The sequence below is a fragment of the Clostridium sp. 19966 genome (assembly GCF_032335695.1).
Lineage (GTDB): Bacteria > Bacillota > Clostridia > Clostridiales > Clostridiaceae > JACTOJ01.
Genome location: NZ_JACTOJ010000010.1, coordinates 127,960 through 140,947, shown reverse-complemented (window position 1 = coordinate 140,947; position 12,988 = coordinate 127,960). Strand labels below are relative to the sequence as shown.

The 12,988-nt window shown below is 30.9% G+C and carries 9 protein-coding genes; 1 reads left to right on the top strand and 8 read right to left on the bottom strand.

The window, feature by feature from the left end; all coding sequences use genetic code 11:
- Positions 1–253 precede the first annotated feature (253 nt).
- The 3 genes from IAI10_RS12335 to IAI10_RS12325 are packed head-to-tail and all read right to left on the bottom strand — an operon-like array spanning position 254 to position 5,413.
- Positions 254–1,054, bottom strand: coding sequence for a pyruvate, water dikinase regulatory protein (locus tag IAI10_RS12335; protein ID WP_315673575.1), 801 nt, complete (start codon positions 1,052–1,054; stop codon positions 254–256).
- Between the two features lies 1 nt (position 1,055).
- Positions 1,056–3,215, bottom strand: coding sequence for a YhgE/Pip domain-containing protein (locus IAI10_RS12330; RefSeq protein ID WP_315673574.1), 2,160 nt, complete (start codon positions 3,213–3,215; stop codon positions 1,056–1,058).
- A gap of 35 nt (positions 3,216–3,250) precedes the next feature.
- Entirely contained in the window at positions 3,251–5,413 is a 2,163-nt protein-coding gene (locus IAI10_RS12325) for a YhgE/Pip domain-containing protein (protein WP_315673573.1), read from the bottom strand.
- 433 nt (positions 5,414–5,846) lie between these two features.
- Between IAI10_RS12325 and fba the strand changes: the two genes are divergently transcribed.
- Complete coding sequence (fba, locus tag IAI10_RS12320; protein ID WP_315673572.1) at positions 5,847–6,710, top strand: class II fructose-1,6-bisphosphate aldolase; 864 nt, start codon at positions 5,847–5,849, stop codon at positions 6,708–6,710.
- A 59-nt stretch (positions 6,711–6,769) separates the two neighbouring features.
- Here the strand turns inward: fba and IAI10_RS12315 are convergent, their stop codons facing one another.
- The 5 genes from IAI10_RS12315 to IAI10_RS12295 all read right to left on the bottom strand — a co-directional run bounded on the left by IAI10_RS12315 (position 6,770) and on the right by IAI10_RS12295 (position 12,955).
- The gene (locus IAI10_RS12315) at positions 6,770–8,548 is read right to left on the bottom strand and encodes an aminopeptidase P family protein (protein WP_315673571.1); all 1,779 of its coding nucleotides are present in this window, start codon (positions 8,546–8,548) and stop codon (positions 6,770–6,772) included.
- A gap of 13 nt (positions 8,549–8,561) precedes the next feature.
- Positions 8,562–9,635 carry an ethanolamine utilization protein EutH gene (gene eutH, locus IAI10_RS12310; RefSeq protein WP_315673570.1) on the bottom strand — a complete coding sequence of 358 codons (1,074 nt, stop codon included), beginning with the start codon at positions 9,633–9,635 and terminating at the stop codon, positions 8,562–8,564.
- A gap of 50 nt (positions 9,636–9,685) precedes the next feature.
- On the bottom strand, positions 9,686–10,510 hold the full coding sequence (locus IAI10_RS12305; protein WP_315673569.1) for an NlpC/P60 family protein: 825 nt from the start codon (positions 10,508–10,510) through the stop codon (positions 9,686–9,688).
- A gap of 274 nt (positions 10,511–10,784) precedes the next feature.
- Positions 10,785–11,399, bottom strand: coding sequence for a Fe-only nitrogenase accessory protein AnfO (gene anfO / locus IAI10_RS12300; RefSeq protein WP_315673568.1), 615 nt, complete (start codon positions 11,397–11,399; stop codon positions 10,785–10,787).
- 20 nt (positions 11,400–11,419) lie between these two features.
- Positions 11,420–12,955 carry a hypothetical protein gene (locus IAI10_RS12295; RefSeq protein ID WP_396334375.1) on the bottom strand — a complete coding sequence of 512 codons (1,536 nt, stop codon included), beginning with the start codon at positions 12,953–12,955 and terminating at the stop codon, positions 11,420–11,422.
- Positions 12,956–12,988 lie beyond the last annotated feature (33 nt).

The following is a 12,988-nucleotide window of genomic DNA, read 5'->3' as shown; positions in this document are numbered from 1 at the left end:
CCCAACAGTACAAGAGCAACTTACCTAAATTAGATATATCTTTAGATTTTAGTTCATTTTAGTTGTTCAGTATGACAGTAAAAAGACAAATTTATGAACAAATTTTTAACAAGTTCGTTAACACTGTATTACATTCAACTTTTAAATAAATCCCATATTTTAAATCATTGCAAAAATCAAAACTAGCCAAAACATAGCAAATAAAAAAAAGAAGAAGAATGTGCATTATTCTCCTTCTTACTGATTTCTAATCTTATAAACTTGATATTTCATTCATTATGATATGTGCGGTATCCTCTATGGCTCTTTGCGTCACATCTATAGCCTTACATCCTAATTTCTTCATTACCTTATCAGAAAAATCCATTTCTTCTAATATTCTAGAATCGCTAGCATATTCTATGGTTGAAGATATTTTATTGAATTTATCCATTCTTTTCTTCCTAATTTCGATGAGCCTTATAGGATCTATTGTAAGTCCAATTATCTTTCTTCTTTCTATGTTAAACAACTCATCAGGTACTCCTACCTCTGGAATAAGCGGTAAATTAATTGCTTTAATACCTTTGTTTGCAAGATACATACATAATGGAGTTTTTGATGTTCTAGAAAGCCCTATGAGAACTACATCAGCATTTTTTAAACCTCTATAATCCTTAGAATCATCATACTGCATGGCAAATTCCATTGCCTCAATTCTCTTATAATACATTTCATCTAGCTGCCTTACCGCTCCAGGATTATATTTAGGTTGAAATTTTAACATGTTGGATGCAACATTTATTATTGGTCCAAGCACATTAACTATATTAATATTATTTTCTATGCATCGCTCAGTTAAAAATTCCCTTACATTAACAGTAATTATGGTTGAGACTACCATGCACTTACCACAATCTTGAAGTGATTTCATAAACTCCTCTACATCTTCTAAGGATTTCATATATGGCACTCTCTTTACTTCTACCTGATCTTCAAATTGACTGGATACAGCCATAGCAACCTGCTGAGCTGTTTCTCCTATAGAATCAGAAACTGCAAATATAGTAAGCATTTTATACACCAGCTTCCTTAAATTTATGCTCCATCCATTCAGTTAAATGATGAATTTTATATTTTAATATAGTCAGTAATAAGAAAAAGCCGCAGAAGCACAAAAGTACTTTTACATTAAAATATACATTAGACCAAATTGGACCAGCTATAGCTTCTCTATATCCATTTATAGCGTACTTAAAGGGCCATAGTGGCTCTAAAAACTGAAATATTTTAGGATTGGTTTCTATTGGGTATATTCCTCCAGATCCTGCTATTTGGAAAACCATCATTACTACTGCTACAGCTTTCCCCACATTGCCTAATAATGCTACTAAGGTAAATATTATTATAGTAAAAGTAAATGAAGTTAAAAGAGACATTATTATCATTAACCTCATATCCACTGGTTTAACTCCCAGTATATATATATCACCTAATGTAATTATAAGTCCTTGAATTAATGATATGGACATAAAAGTAAGCATCTTTCCAAAATGTCCATGGAACACTCCTATTAATTCTCCATCTTCAAATTCATCACATTCTGTAGTTAACAAGGATGAGCACAGGAGAGCTCCTACCCATATAGCCAGCACGGTATAGAAAGGTGTAAGTCCTACCCCAAAAGTTCCTACTCCATACACATCCTCTTCTTGAACATTTATAGGTGATGATAAAAATGAGGCTACATTATCTGGATTACCTTTTACCAAATCTACTATGTCTTGAAGATTTTTATCATTTAATGCTTCTGTTTCCTTATTCAAACTATCTATTAGCTGTTTAAAATCATCAATTTTTTGAACTAGCATATCATTTTGTCTTATAGTTATATCATTGCTACTAATGCCAACATCCGCCAAAGCATTTAATTGAGGTACTATTATTTTTAAATTCTGCAATATTTTATCAGCTTTATCTGTACCGCTAAGCAGCAATTTAGAAGTGCTCTGTATTGCCTGAATTGCGTTTGAGTAAAAATTATTTACTATTTGGGTCTCTTTTATGCTGATTTGATTATTTAAGTCTAAAGCCTGGGATAATAACTGATTAATATTATCTTTGGTTGTACCATTATCATTTGCAGTCTTTATCTGAAGAAGCATATTTTTTTCCTGAGTTATAGTTGACTGCAATGACTTTAAATAATTTATAGCTATATTCATAGAATCATTATTGACTAAATTATTCATATTAGAAATATACTGTATTAGAGTATCTATTAACCCATTGGTAGAATCCAATAAGTTAACCGCATCATCGATATTTTTATCTACATCTGCTTTGGATTGAGTAGAATTTACTACACCCTTTGTTTTATTTATAGAATCCCCTACTTTTTCATTTAAAACCTGAAGCTGAATTAAATCAGTTTTTGTATTATTTAAAGCACCTGTAAGTGTTTCATTAGTAGCATTTATGAGATCTTCATTGCTTTTTGTCACGGCTTGAAGGCTATTTATCTCATCTGTAATTTTAGGCAGATTCTTCTTTACATTATTTAAATAATCTTGAAGACTTTTAGAATCATTGCTGGCACTGTTAATATTATCTTTAATTTTACTTAAATCACTATTTGTAGAATTTAAAATATCCTTTAGTCCTGAAATCTTTTCTTTAGTTATACCCAATTCATTTTGTATTTTATTCATAGAGTCAATAGCCTCTTTATTTACTGTTTCTACAAAGGTCTGATTAATCTGTCTCGTGAGTTTATCCTTAGCTGCATCAGTTATTTTAGCAGCAATAGCATTAGCCTTTTGATTAGATTTATATATTATGTTAGGTTTTTGTGGGTTAGCAGTAGTTAAGGTAGCAACGCCTTCAGAAAAATTTTCTGGTATTTCTATAAGTGCGTAGTATTTTCCGCCATTTAATCCATAATCCCCATTCCACTCATCTACAAACTGCCATCCTATAGCCTTATTCTTTTTTAAGGAATCTACTATGCTATTTCCTACATTTATGCTGTTTCCATTGACAACTGCTCCATTATCCTTATTAACTATGGCTACTGGTAAATTTCCAGTATTAGCATAAGGATCCCAGCATGCTTTTATATTAATCCAAGCATACAGAGAAGGTATAAAACTTAGTCCAATCACTATAGCTAGAGCAGCATGATTTCTCTTTATTCTTTTTAAATCTCTAAAATATACTTTAAATATTTTTTTCATAGGACTTCCTTCCTTAAATTACGCAAAGTTAAATATTATTCAGCAATTCCTGATTTCTTAAATTTAGATTCAAAAGAATCTATAGCCTTATGAAGCTTTCCTTTGAGAAAATATCCAAGCAATATATATATTGCTGAAAATAAAATTAGTGATACTATATCTAAGGTCACTCCGCTAGCAAGAGGTCCTGCAATAGCTTCTCTAAAGCCGCCAACTCCATAAGTAAAAGGGCACAATGGCTGTATTAATCTAAAAATCCAAGGATCAACTTGTATTGGATATGTTCCTCCAGAACTTGGAATCTGCAATATTAAAAATACTATAGAAAACGCCTTTCCTAAATTACCGAAAACCGAAACCAAAGTATATACTATTATTGTATAAGTGATAGAACACATTACGGCAAACATTATCATAAGAGGCGCATTGACTGTATATACTCCTAAGAGAAATTTATCGCCTAGAGATACAATCAGCCCTTGGATTATACCAATAAATACGAAAGTAAGCATTTTACCAAAATGTTTTTGTCTTATAGTAAGCTTTTCACTTCCCTCAAAATCTTCAGTAACCTTAGTCTTTAATAATGATGTAAGAAGCAATGCGCCAACCCACAAGGCTAAGTTAGAATAAATTGGAGTCATAGATGAACCATAGTTTGGTATGCTGTACACATCCACTGTTTTAAGGTTAAAGGGATTAGTTAAAAAATCTGCCATAAATTCAGGTTTATTTTGAATTATGCTTATAATTTTAGTCACATCTTCATCATTAACACTTTGCAGTTTATCACTTAATTTGCTTATAATATCCTTATAAGCTGAAAGATCCTGATAAAGTTTTTTAGACAAATCTGAAGCAAGATCTGCGCCAGTGGTGGTTGTATTTATCATGTTATTTATTTGTCCTGTAAGTGCCTGCGCCTCAGATATCATGGTTTCAGAATCACTTATAGAATTAATAAGATTATTTGCTATAGAATTAAGTGGCCCTCTTGTAGTATTAATATATTGATTTATAGAATCGTTAATTTGCTTATCGATTGTACTAGCAAAATCCAATGCAGTATTCACAGTATCTTTGTTTGCATAATTAGATTTTATTATACTCTGCTGTATTTTATCAATATTAGTCTTTTCGTTTTCAAGATCCTGCTGCACTTGCTTTAAAGAAACTATCATATTAGCGATATTTTGATCTGATTGAGTTTGATTAATAGTTTCTAGAAAATTAATATCAGAATCTATAGCGCTATTTATAAAATCAATCTCAGTATAAATTCTCGATACCGTGTCGTTAGTTTCAGAGTTAAGAGTATCTGTGGTGCTTGATTGCAATGTTTTTAAATCCTTTATTATAGCTTCATTAGTAGCTAGTGATTGATTCAAATTATACTGAACATTATCATAAGACTTATTTATTCCATCTCTAGTATCATTTATTAAACCTTTTGTATCCTCACTATCCTTTTGCATTTCAGAAAATGTATTGCTTATCTCCGGTAAGGCTGATTGTACCACTTTAAGGAAGTCCTTTAAATTATCTGCCTTATCCCCCACCAATTGAAGCGACTGCATTATAGTATTCATATTGTCATTCAATTTTACAATTCCATGCTTGAGATCAATTATTTTATCTTTATTTCCTTCAATCTGATCTTTATATCCATTCACAGAGGATATAAGCGTCTTATCTACAGTTTCAACAAAGTTAGTCGTAATGGTATTTACAATGCTTCCTTGAGCTGAATTAGTTATTTTTCCTGCTACAGGATTAGCTTTTGTGTCTACCTTATATACAACTTCTGGTTTTGTAGTTTTATTTGTTATAAAACTAGTTAAATTTTGAGAAAAATCCTCTGGGATTTCTATCATTGCATAATAAGTTCCGTCTACTACTCCCATATCGGCATCTTTGGAATTTACAAATTTCCATCCGATAGCTTTATTATTTTTAAGAGCTTCCTCAACATTTTCTCCTGCATTTAATTTTTTTCCCATTACCTCTGTTCCCTTATCATTGTTTACTACTGCCACAGGTATAGTGCCTGTATTTTTATAAGGGTCCCAACAAGCTAATATATTTATCCAGGCGTATAACGAAGGCAAAATACTGAGACCTGCTATTATTATGAGTGCGATGGGATTCTTTCTTATGCTTCTCAAATCTCTTTTTACTACTTTTAATAATTCTTTCATTAATTCACCTCAAATTTACTATACAAGAAATAATATTCATATGCAAATTAACATAGACTCTCGGTAAAGAAACCCTAATTTCTAGTTAGCAAGTACTTATTATTATATCTCTAAACATAATTATTATATAAAATTTTACCACAAAAATCATCATAGCCAATAAAAAACTGATTAATTTTTACATTGTAAACCTTTTATTTTTCGCCTAAATTATTGGAGTTTTTTTCTGTTATTACTAACTGTTACAAAGTATATATAAAATTTGTGTTTTCTTTTTAACAATTTTGGATTATAATATGGCTTGAAGAGAAAAACAAGAAATAAATATTCTCTCTGTTTTATATAATAATTGCATTTTCCAAATTATTTGTGAGAGAATACTATTATGTGTTTCTTTTCATAAAATTAAATTTATAGTAATGGAGGTTCATATATGTTAGTTTCCGCAAAAGAAATGTTAAACAAAGCAAGAGATGGAAAATATGCTGTTGGTCAATTCAACATAAACAACTTAGAGTGGACTAAAGCTATTTTACTTACTGCACAAGAAAATAATTCACCTGTTATTCTTGGTGTATCTGAAGGTGCAGGTAAATATATGTGTGGCTACAAAACTGTTACCGCTATGGTAAAAGCAATGATTGGAGAATTAAATATTACTGTTCCTGTTGCTTTACACTTAGATCACGGCAGCTATGAAGGAGCTTATAAGGCTATTGAAGCTGGATTCTCATCAATAATGTTCGATGGATCACATTATCCAATAGCTGAAAATATAGAAAAGACTAAGGAATTAGTTAAGGTAGCTAATGAAAAAAATCTTTCTTTAGAGGCTGAAGTTGGTTCTATCGGAGGAGAAGAAGACGGAGTTATAGGTGCCGGCGAAATCGCCGATCCTAAAGAATGCAAGCAAATAGCTGATTTAGGTGTTACTATGTTAGCTGCCGGTATAGGCAATATTCATGGTAAATATCCAGCAAACTGGAAAGGCTTAGATTTCGGTGCTTTAGCTGAAATAAAGAAGCTTACTGGAGACATGCCTTTAGTTCTACATGGCGGTACTGGAATACCTGCAAATATGATTAAAGAAGCTATCTCTCTAGGAGTTGCTAAAATAAATGTAAATACTGAATGTCAGTTATCCTTTGCTGAAGCTACACGTAAGTACATCGAAGCTGGAAAAGATCAGTCTGGAAAAGGCTTTGATCCTCGTAAGCTTTTGGCTCCTGGCTTTGAAGCAATAAAAGCTACAGTTAAAGAAAAAATAGAACTATTTGGTTCAGTTAACAAAGCTTAATATTTAATAAAAAGCGATGTGATTTTTATTTCACATCGCTTTTTTATTCTCTAAATATCTTATATTTCTCTAGTATTGTACTTAAGCCATTGTTTTTCTTCTTGGTTTAAGAATGGATAAAGCTTTTTATACACTGTCTTATGATAATCATTAAGCCACTTTTTTTCTTCCTCTGCAAGCATCTCTGGATCGATTCCCTCCAAATCTATTGGACAATATGTAATGATATCAAATCTCATAAACTGACCAAATTCGGTTTTTTCGTCTTCTGCAACTACCATCATATTCTCCGTTCTTATACCATGCTTACCTTCTTTGTATATTCCCGGTTCATTAGTTAATATCATTCCCTTTTCCAATTTAATGCTGTTAGGTACTTGGCTTAACCTTTGAGGTCCCTCATGCACATTTAAGAAGAAGCCTACCCCATGACCTGTGCCGCATTTATAATCCAATCCATATTTCCAAATAGGCTGTCTTGCTATGATATCTAAATTTGATCCTGTTGCTCCATATAAGAACTTTACTGAACTTAAAGCAATATTTGCTTTTAATACCAATGTAAAATCTTTTCTCTCTTCTTCTGAAATATCTCCTAAAACAAAAGTTCTTGTTATATCTGTAGTTCCGTTAAAATACTGCCCACCTGAATCCACTAAAAAGAATCCTTCTGCTTTTAATGTATAATCGCTTTCTTCAGTAGCCTTATAATGCATCATTGCTGCATGTTCCTTATATCCAGCTATAGTATCAAAGCTTATACCGGCAAATAGATTACCTTGTCCCCTAAATTCTTCTAATTTATCAGATGCTGAGATTTCAGTAACAATTCCTTTTTTTACTGAATCCTTTAACCACTTTATGAATTTCACCATAGCAACACCATCGCTTACTTGGCAATCTTCCCAATTCTTAATCTCAGTATCATTCTTTATACTTTTTAATGCCGTAGTGATATTGTCTTCTTCAACCAATTTCACCGAATCATTTATAGCTCCAATAAGGTATGCATTAGTAGCGCTAGGATCGAATAATAGCGCTTCATCCTCAGTTAGTGACTTTAATACTGCAAAGGTTTCTTCATAGTCTTTTATAGTAATTCCGCTCTCTAAAAGTTCAACTGCAATGTTTTCCTGCACCTTTTTCTTATCTACAAATAAGTAACATTCAGTCAAAGTTATTAATAGATTTGATAAAAACACAGGATTGCATGGTACATCATTTCCTCTCAGATTAAGAGTCCAAGCTATATCATCTAATGATGTCACTAAGTAATGAGTTGCTTTTTTCTTATCCATTTCTTTTCTTATTTCATTAATTTTATCTGCCCTGCTTTTACCCGCATACTTGTCATCATGAAGAAATACTTTTTCTTCAGGTATGGCAGGTCTATCTTCCCATATTTTAGATATTAAATCAATATTGATATTTATATTTATTTCTTTTAGGGAAAATTGTTTTTTCATCCCCCTTAAGTTTTTAAATGAAACTACTCTTCCATCTATTCCAACCACACTTCCTTTTTCAAGGGTGTCACTTAGCCACTTTTCAACCGACGGTACTCCTGGATCTACCATTCTAAAAAGCTTTATCTCTGTTCCTTTAAGCTGCTTTTCTGCTTGGATGTAGTATCTACCATCAGTCCATAGTCCAGCATGAGTCATTGTTACTACCACAGTGCCAGCGGAGCCAGTAAAGCCTGATATCCACTGTCTGCATTTGAAATATTCTGCTACATATTCACTAAGATGATAATCAGCACTTGGTACTATATAAGCATCTATTTCATTTTCTTTCATTAGCTTTCTTAAATTTAAAAGTTTTTCTTCTATTTTCATAAGTTTTCCTCCTTTAGATTTTATTGTATCTATATAAAACATCAGCCATAAAAATACTTATAATGCCTGATAATAGCTTGGCAACAACAAAAGGCAGTATCATATTAGGTGCAGCAGCGGATACAAAGCCTAATTGTCCCCCAAATACAAATGCACCGCTTATGGCAAAGGCTGTACATATAAGTTTTCCCTTTGGATTCATTTCCTTATAATTTGAAAATACCAACAAGTTACTAGCTAAATTCCCTATTAGGCATAAAATAGATACTGAGTTAATTTTAAACCTTTCTGACATTACTTCAAGCCTATATTTGAAAATTTTATTTATTACTTCCAGCATGGTATAAGCTCCTGCTAAAACTAATGCTATTCTTAAAACAATTACAGCAGATTCAGATAAAGGTGCTAATCCTTTAAAAATCATTATTCCAAATATGCTGTTTACCCCTTCCGCAGCTAGCCCAAAAATACTAAGTACAATTATCAGTCTTCCAAAATAACCGAATATCTTTACAGTTATGCTTGTAAGCTTTAGCAGGAAGAATGTTAAGATAATATCAAAAATCAAAATTGGTATGAGATTCCAACACAATGTTTTTAAATTCAGATTGCATAAAAGCCCTGCTGCAAAACATCCCACAGGAATACTTATTATGCCCACCATGGTTCCCTTGGAAAAATAAATTTCATCCTCTTTTCCAATCATACCTAAAGCCACAGGTATGGAAAAGCTTAAAGTAGCCCCCATAGTAGAAGCTATTATTATACCTGAAAATAATGCCATGGGCTTTGAATATGCTAATTGAAGAGACATGTTATATCCGCCCATATCTACAGCAAAAAAAGAAGCTGGGAATATGGAGGGATCGAAGCCTCCAGCTTTACTGATAGGATATATAATTTTAATTAAAAATTTTGATATTATTGGAGCTAAGGAATATATTCCAACCATTCCTATGGCAAGTCCACCCATGGACTTTATTCCTTCCTCAAATTTTATACCAAGATTAAGCTTATTCCCTAATAAATAATCAATTGCACCTACTATAAAAAAAATACCTATTACATATAAAATAATTTTATCCATTGTTAATTCTCCAATAAAAAAGTGAGGTTTTCATCTCACTTTTTGTAAAATCATAAATCAAATATTGTTCCAATAGCTGTTATTTTGTCAATTAAATCTTCCCTAAAATCAAAGTCATCGCTTTTTAAACTATTTATTGTTACACCATGAGATTTTCCAGTAGAATGAATATATCTATTATCTCCAATATACATTGCCACGTGTCCAGGAAAAAAGATCAAGTCTCCTGGCTTTATTTTATCTATACTTATGGACTTCATGTATTTCTCCTTAAGCTCCGCATCCCTATATATTGTTATACCGTTAAGCATATAAGCCATAGAGCATAGACCTGAACAATCTATCCCCATTGGAGTTTTGCCTCCCCATCTGTATTGAACTCCCAAGTATTGCTTTGCTATATAAACAAGATTTTCTCTTATTTTATCTTCATCTTCCTTTACTGATAAGTTTTTAAACTCTTCTAGGAAAGGTGCTTTTATCCAGGCTTTAGTTTTATCTGGCAGCTCTACCTCTTTCCAATTATCTTCAGTTTTTCCTGTTACACTTAAGATTGCTCCTCTGGTAACAGTTTTTAAAATATTGCTTTGGTAGTATGGTTTTACCATTATATCTGCAAAGGATTTATACACATGAGCTTTAGCAATTTTCCTCCATTCCCCTGCTCTTTGGTTATCTATAAGTAGGGATTTTCTATTTACATAGCCGCAATAATCATAATCTGTTTCTACATAATACCATTCTTCTTGTTTTTTTAGTATTTTAACTATCATTCCAAATATGAGTTCATCCGTAGTTTCGCTAAAATTATCTGAAGTGCTTTTTAGAGGTGCTATACTCTCATTTATTATAGCATAATCAAATATTTCTTCCATAATCCTATTCCCCCAATATATAGTAATTTTTCCAGTCATCCCTGCATTTTTAATGTTTTAATATATTTTAATCAAAAACAATAATACTTTCATACAATTATATATTGTTTTATAACATTTTTCTATTATTTTTTAATATAATTATCCATTTTATAATTTTAATAAATTTCCTATTTAAATATGTTTTATATAGCAATTTAAACCGGAAATAAAAATAAAGATGCAAATTTTAGAATGCACCTTTATTTTTGTTTGCATATGATACCATAGATATTTATTTTTTATGATAAATTTTAACTTTAAATAGATTTTGTCCAATTTCTAAACTCTGAAATTCAAAATTTAGTTTTTTAGCTTCTACATTAAACCATGGAGGAACATGAGTACAGCTAACCTCTAATTCTTCAAATTCACAATTTTTTAGGAATGGTAAAAGCACTTGTTTAGAAGTTACTTTTTCGTTGTGCTCCATAACATTTTTTAAATCTATACAGTAGTAACCCTTTTTATCAGTTTCTACAGGCACTGGAATATCCTTATTTTCAGTTGTTTTTTCACTTTCTGCTTCTTCCTCATTATTTTGAATATAATCCAAAAAATCCTTAGGTTCTCCATTAACTCTCCATATATTAAATCCAAAGCTTTCTAATATATTATAAGGTATTCCCGTAACATCCTCTGCCGCAAATACTTTACATTCGGTTAGCTGAATTACCATTTCTCTTATGCTGTCCCTTATACCTTTTAAACTAAGAGAACTATCAATGTTGAATGGAATTTCCTTTATAACAGTCCATCCGCTAATACCTCTAGAAAATATTTTTATTATGCCTCCTTCGTTAAAAGAAACAGCATTATTCTTTTCATCCAGCAATGCAGCAATGTTCATTCATTAGCCCCCTTACATATTTAAAAATTATTATTCTTTTTTTCGTATATATTTATTAATTCCTCGGCTATCTCCCTCTCAACTAATTCTATATTTGTTTTTCCTATATATCCAAATTTAATTTCGTGGACTCTTATAAAATTCATTGCTCTATTATAGGTTGAATGGCTCATGAAGCCAGTATAAAAAAATACGCAATCAGCATTATTTAAGACTCTTATTTCAAAGTTTTCATTAAATCCATTTAGTGTCCTAAGAGTAGGATATTTATCTCTAATTTTTCTTCTCCAGTCTTTAGGTCCGCCAATTATTAATATTTGCTTATTATTAATAAATTTCTCTAAGGATATATCTGACTCTGTAGGCTCATAATCATTACTAATGCTGAATATGTATTCTTGTAATGAATTTAATTCATTACGATATTTTTTTTCTTCTTCTAATTTCTTTTCCAGCTCTTTTATCTTGTATTCCATATTCACTATTTCTGCTTTATGAACTCTAGTTATTTTATTAATTTCATTATTGAAAGTTTCTTTAAAATTATCTTTATCAGCTTTTAGTAATAGCGTACTGTTTTTCAATTCTAAATTCTCATTAGCAATAGTTTCAACTTTATATTCCAAGGAATCTAACTTCAAATATAAATTTTCCTGGCAATTGCTGAAATAAATGTTTCTGCAATCCTTATATTCATTTAATAGTGATTGAATAAAGATTCCTATAACTATTTGCTGCATTATTTCTTTTGAATCTAATTTACTATAACCCCTTTTAACTACTGCCAGTATTATTTTATCTATGTCTATATATTCTGAATTTTTAAGCAAATGTTTTATATCTAATTTATTTATTAATAAAATGTTTTCTATTACTGCTCCAATTTGTTCTATAAAATCTGTTTCACTATTTAAAACATCCTTATAGCTAGATAACTTTCCATAATGCTTTTGCAGCATATTTTTTATTTCTTGAATTTTATCTTTGTCCCTATTTAACTCATTTTCTATACTGATTTTCATGGGACTTAAAGATTCAAAGTTAATAATATCATTAATTATTGCCCCAATGTACCCCTGATCCACTTCCTCCGGAGAACAATAAATAGAAAAATAAAAATAGATTGCAGCATCTAATTTAGATTCCATACTTCGAGTAATTTCATCCATCTTTATATATCTGTCTTTTAACTCTTTGTTATTTTTTTTCTTTACCGCATTATATACTATATTATAATTTCTTCTAAGAATTTTAATGAGCTTGCTTCTTAAATCGCCGTCTCTTTCCGCCTCAATAAACAAGCCTAACACTTTTCTTCCTTGTATTTCTTGAGAAAGCGTCCCTTGCTTCATTATAATATGGTTTGAGCTGCTGGAATTTATTATGGCATTATAATATCTTGCTTTATCCGCCTTATATATTTTTTCTATTTCATTAATCAAACTCTTGTTTCTAGATATACCAACACTGAGATTAGCAAATATATAGTCTCTTAAAGTTTCTCCACTTATATTATATTTCTCAGATATTAACTTAGAGAAAGTATCTATATTCATATTTTCCAATCAAAAGCACCCTCTAATCTAACA